The sequence below is a fragment of the Streptomyces sp. NPDC028991 genome (genome assembly GCF_055564775.1).
The window spans coordinates 278,838-295,137 of the sequence record NZ_JBVHVP010000006.1 but is presented as its reverse complement, the minus strand read 5'-3'; the positions used below and the strand labels follow the sequence as shown (position 1 = coordinate 295,137).

Annotated in this window: 17 protein-coding genes; 11 read left to right on the top strand and 6 right to left on the bottom strand. The window is 73.1% G+C overall.

Annotated features, from left to right (window positions below; translation table 11 throughout):
- Positions 1–75 precede the first annotated feature (75 nt).
- Together ACZ4V1_RS16300 and ACZ4V1_RS16295 are read left to right on the top strand one after the other, a co-directional pair.
- Entirely contained in the window at positions 76–1,098 is a 1,023-nt protein-coding gene (locus ACZ4V1_RS16300; RefSeq protein WP_468335527.1) for an asparaginase, read from the top strand.
- An 84-nt stretch (positions 1,099–1,182) separates the two neighbouring features.
- Entirely contained in the window at positions 1,183–2,442 is a 1,260-nt protein-coding gene (locus ACZ4V1_RS16295) for a GNAT family N-acetyltransferase (protein WP_468335524.1), read from the top strand.
- 185 nt (positions 2,443–2,627) lie between these two features.
- Here ACZ4V1_RS16295 and ACZ4V1_RS16290 read toward each other — a convergent pair whose 3' ends face one another.
- Both ACZ4V1_RS16290 and ACZ4V1_RS16285 read right to left on the bottom strand, forming a co-directional pair.
- Entirely contained in the window at positions 2,628–2,813 is a 186-nt protein-coding gene (locus ACZ4V1_RS16290) for a hypothetical protein (RefSeq protein WP_311577523.1), read from the bottom strand.
- Between the two features lie 189 nt (positions 2,814–3,002).
- On the bottom strand, positions 3,003–3,191 hold the full coding sequence (locus ACZ4V1_RS16285; RefSeq protein WP_468335520.1) for a hypothetical protein: 189 nt from the start codon (positions 3,189–3,191) through the stop codon (positions 3,003–3,005).
- Between the two features lie 147 nt (positions 3,192–3,338).
- On the opposite strand from ACZ4V1_RS16285, the gene ACZ4V1_RS16280 reads away from it, so the two are divergent.
- Together ACZ4V1_RS16280 and ACZ4V1_RS16275 are read left to right on the top strand one after the other, a co-directional pair.
- A complete protein-coding gene (locus tag ACZ4V1_RS16280) occupies positions 3,339–4,217 on the top strand; it encodes a FadR/GntR family transcriptional regulator (RefSeq protein ID WP_468335517.1) in 879 nt (292 codons plus the stop codon).
- 34 nt (positions 4,218–4,251) lie between these two features.
- A complete protein-coding gene (locus tag ACZ4V1_RS16275) occupies positions 4,252–4,971 on the top strand; it encodes an HAD family hydrolase (RefSeq protein ID WP_468335513.1) in 720 nt (239 codons plus the stop codon).
- A 17-nt stretch (positions 4,972–4,988) separates the two neighbouring features.
- Here ACZ4V1_RS16275 and ACZ4V1_RS16270 read toward each other — a convergent pair whose 3' ends face one another.
- Entirely contained in the window at positions 4,989–5,741 is a 753-nt protein-coding gene (locus ACZ4V1_RS16270) for an HAD family hydrolase (protein ID WP_468335510.1), read from the bottom strand.
- Positions 5,742–5,854: 113 nt separating this feature from the next.
- Here ACZ4V1_RS16270 and ACZ4V1_RS16265 point away from each other — a divergent pair, with 113 nt between their 5' ends.
- From ACZ4V1_RS16265 to ACZ4V1_RS16255, 3 genes are read left to right on the top strand one after another with little or no spacing between them, the layout of a single operon-like run.
- A complete protein-coding gene (locus ACZ4V1_RS16265) occupies positions 5,855–6,949 on the top strand; it encodes a phosphotransferase (RefSeq protein ID WP_468335507.1) in 1,095 nt (364 codons plus the stop codon).
- Positions 6,950–6,958: 9 nt separating this feature from the next.
- Positions 6,959–7,588, top strand: coding sequence for a TetR/AcrR family transcriptional regulator (locus ACZ4V1_RS16260; RefSeq protein ID WP_468335504.1), 630 nt, complete (start codon positions 6,959–6,961; stop codon positions 7,586–7,588).
- Between the two features lie 41 nt (positions 7,589–7,629).
- Positions 7,630–9,684, top strand: a complete 2,055-nt coding sequence (locus ACZ4V1_RS16255; protein WP_468335501.1) for a HelD family protein — start codon at positions 7,630–7,632, stop codon at positions 9,682–9,684.
- Positions 9,685–9,699: 15 nt separating this feature from the next.
- Here ACZ4V1_RS16255 and ACZ4V1_RS16250 read toward each other — a convergent pair whose 3' ends face one another.
- On the bottom strand, positions 9,700–10,593 hold the full coding sequence (locus tag ACZ4V1_RS16250) for an NAD(P)-dependent oxidoreductase (RefSeq protein ID WP_468335498.1): 894 nt from the start codon (positions 10,591–10,593) through the stop codon (positions 9,700–9,702).
- Positions 10,594–10,663: 70 nt separating this feature from the next.
- On the opposite strand from ACZ4V1_RS16250, the gene ACZ4V1_RS16245 reads away from it, so the two are divergent.
- From ACZ4V1_RS16245 to ACZ4V1_RS16230, 4 genes are all read left to right on the top strand, one after another.
- Positions 10,664–11,023 (top strand): winged helix-turn-helix transcriptional regulator, encoded by a 360-nt coding sequence (locus ACZ4V1_RS16245; RefSeq protein WP_468335496.1) that lies wholly within the window; start codon positions 10,664–10,666, stop codon positions 11,021–11,023.
- A 324-nt stretch (positions 11,024–11,347) separates the two neighbouring features.
- Positions 11,348–11,860, top strand: coding sequence for a helix-turn-helix domain-containing protein (locus tag ACZ4V1_RS16240; protein ID WP_468335493.1), 513 nt, complete (start codon positions 11,348–11,350; stop codon positions 11,858–11,860).
- 105 nt (positions 11,861–11,965) lie between these two features.
- Positions 11,966–12,577, top strand: coding sequence for a hypothetical protein (locus ACZ4V1_RS16235; protein ID WP_468335490.1), 612 nt, complete (start codon positions 11,966–11,968; stop codon positions 12,575–12,577).
- 117 nt (positions 12,578–12,694) lie between these two features.
- The gene (locus tag ACZ4V1_RS16230) at positions 12,695–13,030 is read left to right on the top strand and encodes a DUF2516 family protein (RefSeq protein ID WP_468335487.1); all 336 of its coding nucleotides are present in this window, start codon (positions 12,695–12,697) and stop codon (positions 13,028–13,030) included.
- A gap of 259 nt (positions 13,031–13,289) precedes the next feature.
- Here the strand turns inward: ACZ4V1_RS16230 and ACZ4V1_RS16225 are convergent, their stop codons facing one another.
- On the bottom strand, positions 13,290–14,723 hold the full coding sequence (locus tag ACZ4V1_RS16225; RefSeq protein WP_468335485.1) for a PP2C family protein-serine/threonine phosphatase: 1,434 nt from the start codon (positions 14,721–14,723) through the stop codon (positions 13,290–13,292).
- Positions 14,724–15,110: 387 nt separating this feature from the next.
- Positions 15,111–16,217, bottom strand: coding sequence for a C40 family peptidase (locus ACZ4V1_RS16220; protein ID WP_468335482.1), 1,107 nt, complete (start codon positions 16,215–16,217; stop codon positions 15,111–15,113).
- Between the last annotated feature and the right edge of the window lie 83 nt (positions 16,218–16,300).

The window sequence follows — 16,300 nt, the reverse complement described above, 5'->3', positions numbered from 1 at the left end:
CCGGGCCGCTCTCCCGGGCCCGGCGATCCCGGGCCGTCGCGGCGGCGGGTCGCCCCGTCCGGAAGGCCACCGCCGATGTCCGCGCCCCAGCAGCCGCCCCAGCCGTCCCAGCCGTCTCAGCCGTCCAGGCCCGCGCCCACGTCCGCCCTCTCGCCCGTCGTACCGCCCGTCCTCGCCGAGGTCGTCCGGTCCGGCTTCGTCGAGGGGCGGCACCGGGGCAGCCTGGTCGTGCTGGGCGCCGACGGGGCCGTGGAGCTGGCGCTGGGGGAGGTGACGGCGCCGGTCTTCCCGCGTTCCTCGAACAAGCCGATGCAGGCGGCGGGGGTGCTGCGGGCCGGTCTCGACCTCGCGGGGGAGCGGCTGGCGCTGGCCGCCGCGAGCCACTCCGGGGAGCCGCACCACCGCGACCTGGTCCGCAAGATGCTGGACGAGCACGGCCTGGACCCGGCCCTGCTCCAGTGCCCGCCCGACCTTCCGCTGGACCCCGTGGAACGGGAGACGTACCTGGCGTCGGGCGCCGTACCCGACCGGACCACCATGAACTGCTCCGGCAAGCACACCGCGATGCTGGCCGCCTGTGCGCAGCGGGGCTGGCCGCTGGAGTCGTACCTCGACCCGGAGCACCCGCTGCAGCGGATCATCCACAGGGTGGTGGAGGACGCGGCGGGCGAGCCGGTCACCGCCGTCGGCACGGACGGGTGCGGGGCGCCGCTGATGGCGATCAGCCTGGTCGGGCTGGCCCGCGCCTTCCGCGCCTTCGTCCGCGCCGGGACCGGGACGGCGGAGCGCCGGGTCGCCGACGCGATGCGCGCCCACCCCGAGTACGTCGCCGGCAGCCGCCGCGCCGACACCTGGCTGATGCGCGAGGTGCCCGGCACGCTCTCCAAGATGGGCGCCGAGGCCGTACAGGCGGTGGCACTGCCGGACGGCCGGGCCCTCGCCTTCAAGGTCGAGGACGGCGCGACGCGGGCCCTGGGTCCGGTCCTGGCCCGCGCGCTGACGCTGCTGGGCGTGGAGGGACCGGTGGTCGACCGCATCGGCCGTACGCCCCTGCTGGGCGGTGCGGTCGAGGTGGGGGAGGTCCGGGCGGCGTTCTGAGACGCCGGGGGCGGGCCGGCCCCGGGACTCCCGCGCGGGCAAATCCGCGCGACGTCGGCGTGGCCGTCGACCTACCGTGAACGCATGACCCGCCGCACTGACATCGACGTACGTCCCATCACCGAGGCCGAGTTCCCCGACTGGAACCGCGCTCTGAACACCGGCTTCCTGATGCCGCCCGCCGTTGCCGCGGAGCAGTTGGAGGCCCGGCGCAGCCAGTTCGTGCCCGGACGGCTGCTCGGCGCCTTCGACGGCGAACGCTGTGTGGCGACCTTCCGGTCGTTCGACCAGCAGGTCACCGCCGTGGGCGGCGCGCTGGTCCAGGCCGACGCGGTCTCCAACGTCACCGTCACCGCGACCCACCGCCGCCGCGGCGGCCTGCTCACCCGCATGATGGCGCAGGACCTGGCGGCGGCGAAGGACCGGGGCGACGTCGTCGCGACGCTGATTGCGGCCGAGTACCCGATCTACGGCCGGTACGGCTTCGGCCCTGCCACCACAATGACCGAGTGGACGGTCGACGTGCCGCGCGCCGGTCTCGACGCGCGCTGGGCGGCCCCGGAGGACGGCGGCCGGATCGACCTCGTGGACGGCGAGGACGTCCGCAAGCTCGGCCCCGAACTCCACGAACGGCTGCGCCGGGCCCAGCCGGGCGCGGTCAGCCGGGCCGAGCTGTGGTGGCAGATCCGGACGGGAGTCGTGAGCACGGACGGTGCCCCGTGGACCGAGCCCTTCTACGCCGTGTACCGCTCGGCGGGCGGCGAGGTCGAGGGCATGGTCTCGTACCGGGCCGACGACAACTGGGGCGGCGCCAAGCAGCCGCTGAACACGGCGACCGTCGACTGGCTGCTGGCCGTGACGCCGGCCGCCGAGCGCGCCCTGTGGCGCTACCTGTGCTCGATCGACTGGATCACCACGGTGAAGAGCGGCTGGCGGGCCCCCGACGACCTGCTCCCGCACCTCCTGCCGGACCCGCGCGCGGCCAGGATCACCACGCAGGCGGACTGGCTGTGGGTACGGATCCTGGACGTCGCACGGGCGCTGGAGGCGCGGACGTACGAGGGGCGGGGCTCACTGGTGCTGGAGGTGGCGGACCGGGGAGGGCCGGCCGGCGGGCGTTGGCGGCTGGAGGCGGGAGCGGACGGGGCGTCGTGCGCGCCGACCACCGAGAGCGCCCATCTCGTGCTCGGCGTGGGCGAGCTGGCGGCGCTGTGGCTGGGTGACGAGTCGGCGGTCCGGCTGGCCGCGCTCGGCCGGATCCGGGAAGAACGAGCGGGCGCCGCCCGTGTGGCCGACGCCCTGCTGCGTACGTCCAGGCGGCCTTGGTGCCCGGACATGTTCTGAGGTGGCTCCCTTCTGCCGGTGACGGGTGGGCGTGCGCATCCGTAGCGCGTGCTTGTTCGGTTGTTGTGCCGTTGTGCCGTTGTGCCGATGTTCAGTTGTGGTTGTGGTTGTCGTGCGTGATGCCGACTGACTGTCCGGGCTCCCGGCTCCCCTCCGGAAGGGGGCCCGGACAGCAGTACGTCGGTTCAGCCGGACTGGGCGAGCAGCATCACGAGGATCACCGCGCCCACACCGCCGATCACGGTGTTCTTCGCCTTGATGCCGATGGACAGCGCGACGAACGCGATGATGCCCATGGGCCCGTACTTCCATTGCACGAGCTGCTCGAACCCAATGGCCAGAGCGGCGACGACGATGGCGATGAGCGGCATGGTGGACCCCCTGTCACCGTGGTGGCCAACCCCTGTGAGGTATGACCACGTTGCTCAAGTTGGCTGCCAACTTACTTATCCTTATCTCCACTTGGGAATAGGTCGTAACCACCTTTCTGCGAACTGATTTGAGATGGCGGGAAGTTGAGGAGTGGGCGATCCGTGCACACCGGGGCGGTAGCCTCCTGGTCACAGCGCCGGCCTCGCGATCAGCAGGGCCAGCACCACCGCTCCGGTGGAGCTGACGGAGGGCCTCTTCGTCCTGATGCCCACGGTGAGCAGGAGCAGCCCGACGATGCCGGAGGCGCCGTACGGCCACTGGAGGAGCTGCTCGACGGTGGTGGCGAGGGTCGTCGCGGCGAGGGCGAGGACGGGCATGGTCTTTCCCCTTCGGGAGATTGGGAAGATTAACTTCCGCCAACTACTGGAAGTTGGCAACCAACTCTGTCTATGTTGTCCCCACTTGGCGCCTACCTATAAACAAGTTTCAAACAACTCCCCGTAGGTAGGTCGAAGTTGTAGCGTTTGGTCGTGACCCAGGAGAACGTGGCGTTGAACGGCAGCAGAAGGCTCTCGCCCCAGGAGATCGCCGACATCCTGCGGGAACGCATCCGCGAGGGGGAACTCAAGGCGGGCGACCGCCTGCCCACGCAGGCCGAGCTCGCCGACGAGTTCCGCGTGGAGCGCGGCGCCGTCCGCCAGGCCCTGCGCGCGCTCCAGGAGGACGGCCTGCTCACGAACGTCAGCAAGGGCAGCCCGCCGCGCATCGCCGAGCCCTCCCCGGCCCGGGACGGGGAGCCGCAGCCGACGATGACGGCCCTGGGGCCGCGGCTGACGGAGGCGTTCTCGGCCCCGCGGGTCCGGGTGGACGTCGTCTGCCACACCTCGGAGACGCTGGTGCTCGCCCTCAGCGAGCCGCTCCGGCTCATCCACGAGGGCCACATCCGCCCCGAGGCGATCGACTTCCGCATCCTGCTGCCGTCGCGGGACGTCAAGCTGGCCTTCCCCGTCCTGGTCGAGGAAGAGGAGAACGACCCGGTCCAGCGGCGCTGGCTCCAGATGCGCAACGCCCAGGCCCAGGTGCTCGCCCACAACCTGCGCGCCGTGCGGAACACCCAGGGCGTCGACGTGCACGTCGCCTTCCGTACGCTGCACTACTCACCGCCGGTGAAGCTCTACCTGATCAACGGCGAGGAGGCGCTGATGGGCTACTACACGCTCACCAGGCGCACGGAGGAGTACGAAGGCCAGATGCTGGAGATGTACGACTCCCTCGGCGCCCAGTCCCTGCTGTTCCCCTTCCTGAAGCGCAGGGGGCACCGGGACGCCAAGTTCGTGGAGGACTCGCAGAAGTGGTTCGACGGCCTCTGGGGGACCATCGCCAAGGACATGAACCTCTCCTAGGGGCCACGCAGCACGCGGGGAGGGGACGGGACCGGTGACGGCGGAGGCCGACGACGAGGCACTGCGCCGCTCGCTCCTGCCCGCCCGGCTCGTGCTGTGGGACTTCGACGGCCCGATCTGCCGCCTGTTCGCCCGGTACCGGGCGAACAGGATCGCCGACGAGATGGTGCGGTGGCTGGCGGAGCGCGGCCTGCCGGACCTGCTCCCGCCGGAGGAACGGGGGAGCGGCGACCCGCAGGAGGTACTGCGCGCCGTGGACCGCCGACGCCCCGGCAGCGCCCTGACCGCCGAACTGGAGGAGCTGTACACCGAGGCGGAACTGCGCGCCGTGCCCTCCGCCCTGCCCACCGCCTACGCCGACCCGCTGATCCGCACCTTCGCGGCGGCCGGGAGCCGACTGGCCGTCGTCACGAACAACTCCCCGCAGGCGGCCGCCGCCTACCTGGCCGGCCGTGGCCTGCTCCCCTGCTTCGCCCCGCACATCTACGGCCGCTCCCGCGCCCTGCACCGGCTCAAGCCCGATCCCCACACCCTCCACCGCGCCCTGGACGCGACCGGAGTCGCCGCCTCGTCCGGCCTGATGATCGGCGACTCCCCCGCCGACTTCGCCGCGGCCACCGGCGTCGGCGTCGGCTTCCTGGGCTACGCGCGAAACGAGCGCAAGGAGAAGCTGCTGCGGGCCGCCGGCGCGCGACTGGTCGTCGGCTCCCTCGAACCGGTGCTGCGGGCCCTTGGGCGCGTGACGGCCCCGTGAGGCCCGTGCCGGAGCCGTCACGCACAGGCCAGTAGCTCGCCGACCACCCGCACGACCGGGACGTAGGAGGAGACCACCGCGTCCGCGCCGTCCTCCCTCATCCGCTGTGCCCGTCCCGCGTGCGGGGTGAGCCCGAGGAAGCCGGTCCCGGCCGACCGGGCCGCCTGGAGGTCGGTGAGCTGGTCGCCGATGAGCAGACAGTCGGAGGCGGGCACGGCCAGGTGGTCCAACGCCCGGTACACGCAGTCCGGATGCGGTTTCATGAGCCGCGCGTCGTGCGGGTGACGGCCGAACACCCCGTCGAACCGCGGACCCACCCCGAGACCGCCGAGGTACTCCCGGATGGGGCCCTCCGCGTTGTTGCTGACGACGGCCATGCGCAGGCCCAGACCGGCGAACAGGTCCACGAGGGTGTCCAGATGGGGTGTGGGAGCCGCGGTGCGCACGGCCAGCCACTCCCGGTCGGTGACGAGGGCCTCCGCGATGTCCAGCGGGCGCGCGCTCGCCTTGGGTACGGATCTTTCGTACGAGTCCCGGAGGGGACGGAGGATGCCATGGGAGTCGTCGCACTGCTCGACCGCGGGGTCGAGTGCCGTCCAGTACCGGCGGGCCGCCCGTTTGACCTGCTCCGCCACGTCCGCCGTGGTGGAACCCCCGAACAGGTCGCAGACGGGACCGTCGAAGTCGAACAGCACCGCGCGGACGGACCCCGTCGCGCGCAGCAGTGCCTCGGCCTCGAGCGCCTCCGGGGCGTTTTGCGTGTCGGTCACCGCGGCAGTCTGCCCGAAGGACCGCCAACGGGCCATCACGACACGGAGTGGTGGAGTAGGGTGCCCCGGCCCACCGCCCCACCGCCTCCCTCAGGACGGGCAGAACGCAGAGAATGACACCGTCACCGACCTCCGGCGCCCGCAGGCGCGCGGAAGAGATGAGTGGCGACGCGGGCGTGGTCCTGGGTCCGCTCACGGGATACCACCACGAGTCCTACGTGATCCCGCTGCCGGACGGCTCGAAGGTGAAGTTCCGGGAGCCGCGCACGCCCGTGCTCTGGTTCGACCTCCGGTACTTCGACTCCGAGGAGGCCCTGCTGCGCGCCCTGAGCGGGCGGATCGCGCGGGTGCCCCCGATCGTCGACGTCGCGGGCACCGGGCTGCAGACCTACGTCGAGGGAGACGCCCTCGCCGCGCTGCACCGGCCGGGACGGCCCGTGCCACAGGGCGTCTTCGAGCAGATCGTCGAGCTGTTCGGACAGTTGGCGCGCGTCACGCCGGGCGCGCTGGAGGTGCCGGTGCGGCCCGCGCCGCGGGGCCGCGCGGAGAACGGCGACAGCGACGGCTTCCTGGAGAGCCTGATCGCGTTCACCGAGTACGTCCACGAGGGCAACCGCCCGGAGTTCGGCTCCCTCTACCGCGCCCTGGGCGTGCCGGACGACGCCTTCGGGCGGCTCAGGAAGCACGTGGCCGGGCTGCACAAGCGCCCCTTCTGCCTGCTCCACGCCGACCTGCACCGGGAGAACCTCATCGTCGATCCGGGCGGGCGGCTCTGGACGATCGACTGGGAGCTGGCGCTGTTCGGCGACCCCCTCTACGACCTGGCCACCCACCTGCACCTGATGGAGTACCCGGCGGACCAGGAACTCGGCATGATCCGGGCGTGGTGCGCGGTGGTCGAAGGCGTCCGGGCGGGAAGCGCGCACGGGCACGAGACGGACCTGGCCAGACTCCGCGCCTTCAAGAGGGTGCAGTCCCTCTTCACCGACGTCGTCCGGGCCGCGCTGTCCCTCGGCGACGGCGCGGGGCCCGACGGACCGGCCCTGTCCGCCGCCGCTCGGCGCCTGCGGCGGGTGCTGGGCCTGGCCGCCGGCCCCCTCGGACTCGAGCGGGTGCCCAGCCGTGCGCGGACCGCGCAGATCCTGCTCCGCTGGCACCGCGGACGGACCGCCGCGCGGGCCGGAGAGGGCCGGGCGGCCGGCGCGTAGGCTCGCCCCATGAACGACCCCGGCCTGCGTGAGCGCAAGAAGCAGCGGACGATCCAGTCGCTGTCGGACACCGCCGTCGGGCTCTTCGTGCGGAAGGGGTTCGACGCCGTGTCCGTCGCGGAAGTGGCCGCCGCGGCCGAGGTGTCCAAGCCGACGCTCTTCCGGTACTTCCCGGCGAAAGAGGACCTCGTCCTGCACCGCATCGCCGACCACGAGGGCGAGGCGGCCCGGGTGGCGACGGAGGGACCGGCGCCCGTCGAGGCACTGCGCCGGCACTTCCTGGCGGGGCTGGAGCGCTCCGACCCGGTGACCGGGCTCAGCGACCACCCCGACGTACTGGCCTTCCACACGCTGCTCTACGGCACCCCCGCCCTCGTCGCCCGGCTGCACACGCACCTGGAGCGCTCGGAGGCCGCGCTCGCCGACGCCCTCGGCGGCGACCTGGCGGCCAGGCTGGCGGCCGGCCAGATCATCGCCGTACAGCGGGTCCTCGCGCAGGAGAACTGGCGGCGGATCGCGGCCGGGGAGCGGGCGGCGGACGTACGGGCGGACGCGGTGGCGGCGGCGGAGCGGGCGTTCGGAGCGCTGGCGGCGGGGCTGCCGTGGCTCACCCGGCCCCCAGGTGCGGTTACCGAGTAAAAGATATTACTCGGTAACGTCTTTCGGGTACGCTCGCTGGAATGACGTCACCCGACTCCGCCCTCCAGCGCGCCCTCGCCCGGGAACGCGCCCACCACGACCACTGCCGTACCGCCCTCGCCGCCATGGTCGGCGGCGCCCGGGAACACGTCGTCACCGGCGAGGACGTCTCCGCCTCCGGTGCCGACGCCGAGGTGCTCGGACACCGGCTGCGCAGCCGGGCCGAGGAGCTGAGCGAACTGCCCCGGGGGCCGCTGTTCTTCGGGCGGCTGGACTTCGCCGAGGCCGACGCCCAGGTCCGGGGAGGGCTGCATATCGGCCGGCTGCGGATCACCGAGGAACCCGCCGCCCCGCCCCTCGTCATCGACTGGCGCGCCCCCGTCTCCCGCGCCTTCTACCAGGCCACCGCCGACGACCCGCGCGGGGTCGCCGTCCGCCGCCGCTTCGGGTGGGCGCCCGGCAGCCGCGGGGACTCGGCCGACCTCACCGGGCTGGAGGACGAGCACCTCGGCCGGGGCGAGTCCCGCACGAGCGGCATCGTCGCCCGCGAGATCGAACGGCCCCGCGTCGGACCCATGCGGGACATCGCCGCCACCATCCAGCCCGAGCAGGACGACCTCGTCCGCGCCGGTCTCACCACCACGGTCTGCGTCCAGGGCGCCCCGGGGACGGGGAAGACCGCCGTCGGGCTGCACCGCGCCGCGTACCTGCTCTACACCTACCCGCGGCGCATCGCGCGCGGCGGACTGCTGATCCTCGGCCCGAACCCCACCTTCCTCTCCTACATCGCCGAGGTACTGCCCGCCCTGGGCGAGACCGGCGTACGGCAGTCCACGCTCTCCCGCGAGATCGCGCGGCACCCCGTCACCGGCGCCGACGACGAGCGGGCCGCCGTCGTCAAGCACGACGCCCGGATGGCCGAGGTGCTGCGCCGCGCCCTGTACGCGCGCGTGGCCGCCGACGCCGCCGACGCCGTCGGCTCCCTCGTCGTACCGGACGGCTCCTACCGCCGGCGGGTCCCGGCCGACGAGCTGGCCCGGATCGTGGCGGACGTACGGGGCGAGGAACCGCCGTACACCGTGGGGCGCGAGCGGGTGCGGGCCCGGATCGTGCGGCACCTCCAGGACCAGGCCGAGCGGCGGAGCGGGCCGCGGACGGGCGCATGGGTGCGCAGGATCGAGCGGGCGCGGCCGCTCGGCGCGTACCTCGACTCCGTCTGGCCCCGGGTGCGTCCCGAGGAGGTCCTCGCGCGGCTGCTCGGTGACCCCGAGGAGCTGGCGCGGGCCGCCGACGGGCTGCTGGACGACGACGAGCGGAAGGCGGTGCTGTGGACGGACCGGGCGCCGCGGTCGTGGCAGTCGGCCCGCTGGTCGGCCGCCGACCTGGTCCTCCTCGACGAGGTCGCCGGGCTCCTCGGACACCCCGAGGGCTACGGGCACATCGTCGTCGACGAGGCGCAGGACCTCTCCCCGATGGAGTGCCGGGCGATCGCCCGCCGGGCCGCCTTCGGTTCGCTCACCGTCCTCGGCGACCTGGCCCAGGGCACCACCCCGTGGGCGGCGCGGTCGTGGCGGACGGCCCTCACGCACCTGGGCCGGCCGGACGCCGCCGTGACGCCGCTGACCACCGGATTCCGGGTGCCGGGGGCGGTCGTCGGCCTCGCCAACCGGCTGCTGGAACGGCTGGACGTGGACGTTCCGGCGGCCCGTTCCCCGCGCGGGGACGGCGAGTTGACGATGCGCCCGGCGGCGCCCGGGGAGGTCGGGGACACGGTCGTCGCCGCCGTGCGCGGCGCGCTCGCCCGGGAGGGCTCCGTCGCGGTCGTCGCCGCCGACGCGGACGTGCCCCGGCTGCGGGACGCCCTCGACGCGGCCGGGATCGACGCGGCGGGACCCCAGGAGCTGGGCGCCCGTGTCGCCGTGGTGCCCGCGAGTGTCGTCAAGGGACTGGAGTACGACCACGTCGTCGCCGTCGAACCGGCGGCGATCGCGGAGGCGGAGGGCCCCGGGGGCCGGGGCCTGCACCGGCTGTACGTGGTCCTCACCCGCGCGGTGTCCCGGCTGGACGTGGTGCACGGCCGCCCCCTGCCGTTCTGACGTGCCCCGCGCGGGTCAGCCGCGGTCGATCACCTCGGCGACCCGGGTGAACCCGTCCGTGCCGTGCCCGAGCGCGATGACCCGACGGGCCTGCCCCTCGATCACGCGCATCACGCTCGCGTCGATGCCGTGCGCCTCGGAGGCGTGGACGACGTGCGCCATGGTCGAGGCGGCCGAGGTGATCGGGTTCAGCTCGCCCGAGTACGTGCCGGCGTCGGTGTCGGCGGCGAACTCGGTGAACAGCGGCGGCAGGATCGCGGCGATGCCCTGGGCGAAGGGGGCGAGCTGCGCGCCGGTGACGCCCTCCGCGCGGGCCACCGCGAGGGCGTGCGCGTAACCCGCCATCGACGTCCAGAAGATGTCGAGCAGCGCGATGTCGTAGGCCGCGGCCCGGCCGGCGTCCTCGCCCAGGTGGGTGTGGCTGCCGCCGAGTGCCGCCAGCACGGGCCGGTGTTCCCGGTACAGCTCCTCGGGGCCGCTGTGCAGGAACACCGCGTCGTCCGTGCCGATGGTCGGGGCCGGCGTCATGATGGCGCCGTCCAGGTAGCGGATGCCGTGCCGATCGGCCCACTCGGCCGTGTCCCGGGCGCGGGCGGGGGTGTCGGCGCTCAGGTTCACCAGCGTGCGGCCCTTGAGGGCGGCGGTGACGGCGTCCCGGCGCAGTACGGCGTCCGAGGCGTCGTAGTTCACGACGCAGACGACGGTCAGCGGGGCGGCGGCGACCGCCTCCTCGGCCGAGGGCGCCGAGATCGCGCCTTGGGCGACGAGGCCGGCGTCCCGGCCCGGGGTGCGGTTCCAGACGGTGGTGCGCAACCCGGCGTCCAGGAAGGCGGCGGCCAGCGCCCGGCCCATGGGGCCGAGCCCGAGGACGGTGACGGCGGCGGCGGACTGGTCGGCATGCACGGACATGACTGAACTCCCGTAACTTACTGAATGGTTGTGAATGGTTGGGGACAATCGCTGATGAGAGGAGCACGGCATGGCGCACCGACGTCAGGATCCGAACGTCTGCGGAGTGACCGCCGCGATCGCCGTGATCGAAGGCAAGTGGAAGACCACGCTGCTGTGGCTGCTGGAGTCCGGCCCGCACCGGCCGGCCGAACTGCGCCGGCGGGTGCCCGGCCTCACCGAGAAGGTGCTGACCCAGGCGCTGCGCGAGATGGAGGCGGACGGGCTGGTGGACCGCCGGGTGTACGACGTTCTTCCGCTGAAGACCGAGTACTCCCTGACCGCGTTCGGTCGCGACCTCGCCGAGGCCCTCTCCCCCCTTTCCGACTGGGGCCACCGCCGACTGGACAGGCTGACCGGGCCGGAGGCCGCCGCCCGCGCGGCCTCCTGAGCTCCACTTGCCCCTTCAGGTTCGGCCGGTGGGCGCGCGCTGCCAAGTACCCACAAAAAAGTGGGTGGTGACCGGACTCGCCGAACGCGAGGTGGCGTGAGCGCCTGACCTGCTCGCACTCCGCCGGGGCGCACCCCATCGGGGCGCACCTCATCGGGGCGCACCTCATCGGGGCGGGCGCCGTCCGTCGGCCTGGGCCGGGGCGCCGTCCTCGGCCTCGCGCGGGTGCCGGTGTACGCGCGAAAGGCGGGCGGGCGAGACCGGGTGGCGCACTATTGCAAGCGGGTGCTTGCAATAGTTAGCGGCCTGGGGCATCGTGGAGGCATGGCATCGCTCAACGTCGGCAATCTCGGTGAGTACCTGCGCGAGCAGCGGCGCAACGCGCAGCTGTCACTGCGGCAGCTCGCCGACGCCGCGGGCGTGTCCAACCCGTACCTGAGCCAGATCGAGCGCGGGCTGCGCAAGCCGAGCGCGGAGGTGCTCCAGCAGGTCGCCAAGGCACTGCGGATCTCCGCCGAGACGCTGTACGTGCGCGCCGGGATCCTGGACGCCGAGCGGGACCGGGACGACGTGGAGACCCGTGCGGTCATCCTTGCCGATCTCTCGCTGAACGAGCGGCAGAAGCAGGTGCTGCTCCAGATCTACGAGTCCTTCCGCAAGGAGAACGGGTTCGGGTCCGACGCGGACGAGACCGACGCGGACGACGGTGCGACGGCCCGGGACAGACCGGTGGACGACGTCCCGGACGGCGCGCCGGACGGCGGTGCCTCCATACCCGGGCATCGCTCCCGTACGGCCGGCGGCAGTGACGCCGGCCCGCGGCGGACGGCCGGATGAGCCGGAGCGGCCAACCGGCCGGATGAGCCGGACGGCCAACCGGCCGGCCGGGCGCGCGACCACCACGAAACCCTCAGCCGAACGCAATTCCGGAGGACCATCACCATGGCCATCACCGACGACCTGCGCAAGACCCTCAGCGACCCCACTCCGCTCTACTTCGCCGCGGGCACCGCCGACCTGGCCTTCCAGCAGGCCAAGAAGGTGCCGGTACTGGTGGAGCAGCTGCGCGCCGAGGCGCCGTCCCGTATCGAGGCCGTGCGCAACACCGACCCGAAGGCCGTCCAGGAGAAGGCGACGGCCCGCGTCAAGGAGACCCAGGGCACCCTCCAGGCCAAGGCCAACGAGCTCTTCGGCTCCCTCGACACCGACCTCAAGAAGCTCGGCGAGAGCGCCCAGGACCTCGCGCTGCGCTCGGTCGGCGTCGCCGCCGAGTACGCCGTCAAGGCCCGGGAGACCTACGAGAAGGTCGCCGAGCGCGGCGAGCACGCGGTCCGCACCTGGCGCGGCGAGGCCGCCGAGGGCATCGAGGACATCGCGGAGGAGGTGGAGGAGCTCGCCGTGGCGGTCGAGCCGGGCAAGCCCGCCAAGTCCGAGCCGGTCGAGGTCACCGAGGGCAAGCCCGCCGCGGCGAAGAAGACCCCCGCGCCGCGCAAGGCTCCGGCCAGGAAGACCACCAACGGCACCGCGAAGAAGACGACGCCGCCCGCCAAGTAACCGGCGACGGGTACCGCGAGCGGGGATCGGGCCGGGCACCCTTGGGGTGTCCGGCCCGATCTCCGGGTACGGTGACCGCGTAGAGACGATCCGAGTCTGGTGGTGGACGTTGTGCTGATGCAGGGGTTCGCAGGCCTCATGTGGCTGCTGAGTATCGCCCTGATCCTTTTCAGCGGCTTCGCGTTGATCGACGCCGCCATGCGCCGTGAGGACGCCTACCGCGCGGCGGACAAGAAGACCAAGCCGTTCTGGCTGATCATCCTCGGGCTCGCCTTCGTGGTGAACCTGATCTTCAACATCCTGTCGTTCCTGCCGATCATCGGGCTCATCGCGACGATCGTGTACATGGTCGACGTGCGGCCCGCGCTGCGGGGCCTGCCGGGCGGCGGCCGCAGCAGCCGCCGCGGCTCCAGCAGCGACGGCCCCTACGGTCCGTACAACGGCGGACGCTGAGCCGCGCCCCTCGGGGCGCGGGGCTCAGACCTACGGCGTCGCCGTCGTCCCGTCGTCCCGTCGTACGGTCGTCCCGTCGTCCCGTCGTCCCGTCGTCCCGTCGTGCGGGCGTTCGGTCGTCCCGTCGTACGGGCGTTCCGGCGTACGGTCGCCCCCGGCGTTGCCGTTGTCTCGCCGTCCCGCTGCTGTTCCGCCGTCCCGGAGTCGACGCCGCCGTCCCTGCGTCCTGGGCGTCCCGCCGTCCTGACGGCCGGGCCGGTCAGGCCGTCCGGTCCAGCAACACCACCGCCACGTCGTCCGCCAGTTCGCCGCCGTTGAGCTCGCGGACCTCGTTGACGGTCGCCCGCAGCAACTGCTCACCCTGCAGCCCCTCGGCGAACTGACGGCGGACCATCTCCACCATGCCGTCCTGGCCGAGCCGCTCCCGGCCCTCGCCGACGTGGCCCTCGATCAGGCCGTCGGTGTAGAGCATCAGGCTCCACTCGGCGCCCAGCTCCACCTGCGTCCGCGGCCAGCGGGCACCCGGCAGCAGCCCCAGCGCCGGGCCGTTGTTGTCGTAGGGCAGCAGCCGCGCGGGCGTGCCCGGTCCGGCGACCAGCGGCGCCGGGTGCCCGGCCAGGCACAGGCCGGCGCGGCGGCCGTCCGGTGCTATGTCCACCGCGCACAGGGTCGCGAAGATCTCGTCGTCCGAGCGCTCGTGCTCCAGCACCTGCTGGAGGGTGCCGAGCAGCTGGTCGCCGCAGAGACCGGCCAGGGTCAGCGCGCGCCACGCGATCCGCAGCTCCACACCGAGGGCCGCCTCGTCCGGGCCGTGCCCGCAGACGTCGCCGATCATGGCGTGCACGGTGCCGTCCGGGGTGCGGACGACGTCGTAGAAGTCGCCGCCGAGCAGGGCACGCGAGCGCCCCGGCCGGTAGCGGGCGGCGAAGCGCAGCGGGGAGCCCTCCAGAAGCGGGGTGGGCAGCAGGCCGCGCTCCAGGCGCGCGTTCTCCTGCGCCCGCAGCCGGCCCTCGGCCAGGCGCCGCTCCGCCGAGTCGGACCGCTTGCGCTCGACGGCGTAGCGGATCGCCCGGCTCAGCAGTCGGCCGTCCAGCTCGTCGCGGAACAGGTAGTCCTGGGCGCCGACCGCCACGGCCTCCGCGCCGCGCTCTGCGTCGCTGGAGGAGGTCAGCGCGAGCACGGCGTGCCGGGGCGCGAGCTCCAGCACGTGCCGGAGCACCGCCAGCTCGTCGTCCCCGCTCCCGTCGCCCTCCCCGTTGCCGTCGGCGTTCGCGCGGGCCGGGGCGGGGCCGGAGACCGGGGCGGGGGCTGACAGGGCGAGGTCCAGCAGGATGCAGTGGACGTCGTCGGTCAGCAGCCGTTCGGCCTCGGTGAGGTTGCGGGCCGTGCGCACGCGGATCGGCTTGCCGGACTGGTCGAGCAGGTCGGGCACGATCGGCGAGCCGCCCGGATCGTCCTCGATCAGCAGCAGCGTCAGATTGGTGGGGATGGCGCTCTCGCGCTGGTCCGTGGTCTTGTCCGTGGTCTTCTCGCGCTTCTCCGTGGGATTGTCTCGCCGGGTGGTGAGGTTCTCGGCCGGGTTCGTCCCGGGCGGGGCCTGTTCCTTGGAAGGGCCGCTGTCCGGGGACGCGGCGGGCGCCTGACCACACTCCGCGGCCGGGATCGCCCTCTGCCGCGGTACGGGTACGGGCATCGTCTTGGTTTCCTTCCCTCCCCCCGAGGGCATGGCGGGGCGAGGGACCTCGACCCACCGACGGGGACCATAGCGGGTGACGGCGCCGCTGCGGAATGGTCCAGAACACGCCGGGCGGCCATCGGCCACTGTCATATGCCGCGTTATGTCGCGCAGTTGGACACGTCGACCGCGGGACCGGGATGACGAACGTCACGCGGGGCGGAGCGCCGGGCGTGGACTGGGTCACGTGGCCCGATTCACGTCTCGGCCGGGGCGCGTGGCTCGCGTCACCGGGCTGGGACGCGCCCCGGACCCGGCCCGGGGGTGCGGTGCCCGTGCCCGCGTCACTCCGGGGGTGCCGTGCCCGCGCCCGCGTCACTCCGAGGCTGCCGTGCCGCGCCCGCGTCACTCCGAGGGTGCCGCGCCCGTGTCCGGCCGTACCACCCCGAGGATCGGCATCGAGCCCGCCCCCGCGATGGTGATCGAGCGCCCCGGGCGCGGGGCGTGCACGACGGAGCCGTCACCGACGTACATGCCGACGTGGCTGGCGTCATCGAAGTAGATGATCAGGTCGCCGGGGCGCATGTCCTTGACGTCGACGCGCTCGAGCTGCTTCCACTGCTGCTGCGAGGTGCGCGGTACCGACTGCCCGGCCGACACCCAGGCCTGTGAGGTCAGGCCCGAGCAGTCGTATGCCTTCGGGCCCTCGGCGCCCCACTGGTACGGCTTTCCGATCTGCGCGGTGGCGTACTCGACGGCCTTCCTGCCCCGCTCGGTCGCCTTGGTGTCGAGATCCTCGAGGATGCCGGAGTCGAGCCAGGCGGTCTGGGCCTTGGCCTGGGCCTCCCGCTCCAGCCGGGCGAGGCGCTCCTTCTCCTCCTTCTCCAGCTCCGACTCCAGCTTCTCGGCCGCCGCGATCTGCTTCTCGATCTTCTTCTGGGCGGTGGCCTTGGCCTTGCGGTTCGCCTCCAGCTTCTTGAGCTGGGCGGAGGCGTCCGCCGCGTAGGTCTTCAGGTCCTCCTGGGTGCGCGTCAGCTCGCCGAGCAGGCCCTTGGTCGCGCGCTGACCCCGGTCCACCCGGTCGGTGCCGTCGAGGAAGTCCTCGGGGTCCTCGCTCAGCATCAGCTTGGCCTCGTCGGGCAGGCCGCCGGTGCGGTACTGGGCGCGGGCCGCGGCACCCGCGCGCTCCTTCAGCCCGTCCAGCTTCTCCTGGCCCTTGACGATCTTCTTGGCGAGTTCGACGAGTTCGGCCGACTGCTTGTCCGCCTTCTCCTCGGCGGCGTTGTACTCGTCCGTGGCGGAGGCCGCCGCGCGGTAGAGCTTGTCGAGTTTCTTGCGTACGGCTTCCAGGTCCTTGCCGCCCGTGGCGGACGGGGCGGGGGAGGCGCTGGGTGTGCCGGGCGAGGGTGTGGGCCCGGGATCCGCGAACGCCGTGCCCGGTGCCGCGAGCACGGTGACCGCGCAGACCACGGTCACGGCAGCGGCCATCAAGCCATGCTTCCCCGTACGCATACCTCGCCCCCAAAACTGATTAACCGTCAGTAACATAGGTCGCCTGGGGGATCGTGCCATGCCGGCGTGGAAAGCGACAGAGG

What these genes read in the sequence shown, in the direction of transcription:
- ACZ4V1_RS16300 (WP_468335527.1), top strand. Translation starts at nt 76, where the DNA reads ATGTCCGCGCCCCAGCAGCCGCCCCAGCCGTCCCAGCCGTCTCAGCCG.
- ACZ4V1_RS16295 (WP_468335524.1), top strand. Translation starts at nt 1,183, where the DNA reads ATGACCCGCCGCACTGACATCGACGTACGTCCCATCACCGAGGCCGAG.
- ACZ4V1_RS16290 (WP_311577523.1), bottom strand. Translation starts at nt 2,813, where the DNA reads ATGCCGCTCATCGCCATCGTCGTCGCCGCTCTGGCCATTGGGTTCGAG.
- ACZ4V1_RS16285 (WP_468335520.1), bottom strand. Translation starts at nt 3,191, where the DNA reads ATGCCCGTCCTCGCCCTCGCCGCGACGACCCTCGCCACCACCGTCGAG.
- ACZ4V1_RS16265 (WP_468335507.1), top strand. Translation starts at nt 5,855, where the DNA reads ATGACACCGTCACCGACCTCCGGCGCCCGCAGGCGCGCGGAAGAGATG.
- ACZ4V1_RS16260 (WP_468335504.1), top strand. Translation starts at nt 6,959, where the DNA reads ATGAACGACCCCGGCCTGCGTGAGCGCAAGAAGCAGCGGACGATCCAG.
- ACZ4V1_RS16255 (WP_468335501.1), top strand. Translation starts at nt 7,630, where the DNA reads ATGACGTCACCCGACTCCGCCCTCCAGCGCGCCCTCGCCCGGGAACGC.
- ACZ4V1_RS16250 (WP_468335498.1), bottom strand. Translation starts at nt 10,593, where the DNA reads ATGTCCGTGCATGCCGACCAGTCCGCCGCCGCCGTCACCGTCCTCGGG.
- ACZ4V1_RS16245 (WP_468335496.1), top strand. Translation starts at nt 10,664, where the DNA reads ATGGCGCACCGACGTCAGGATCCGAACGTCTGCGGAGTGACCGCCGCG.
- ACZ4V1_RS16240 (WP_468335493.1), top strand. Translation starts at nt 11,348, where the DNA reads ATGGCATCGCTCAACGTCGGCAATCTCGGTGAGTACCTGCGCGAGCAG.
- ACZ4V1_RS16235 (WP_468335490.1), top strand. Translation starts at nt 11,966, where the DNA reads ATGGCCATCACCGACGACCTGCGCAAGACCCTCAGCGACCCCACTCCG.
- ACZ4V1_RS16230 (WP_468335487.1), top strand. Translation starts at nt 12,695, where the DNA reads ATGCAGGGGTTCGCAGGCCTCATGTGGCTGCTGAGTATCGCCCTGATC.
- ACZ4V1_RS16225 (WP_468335485.1), bottom strand. Translation starts at nt 14,723, where the DNA reads ATGCCCGTACCCGTACCGCGGCAGAGGGCGATCCCGGCCGCGGAGTGT.
- ACZ4V1_RS16220 (WP_468335482.1), bottom strand. Translation starts at nt 16,217, where the DNA reads ATGCGTACGGGGAAGCATGGCTTGATGGCCGCTGCCGTGACCGTGGTC.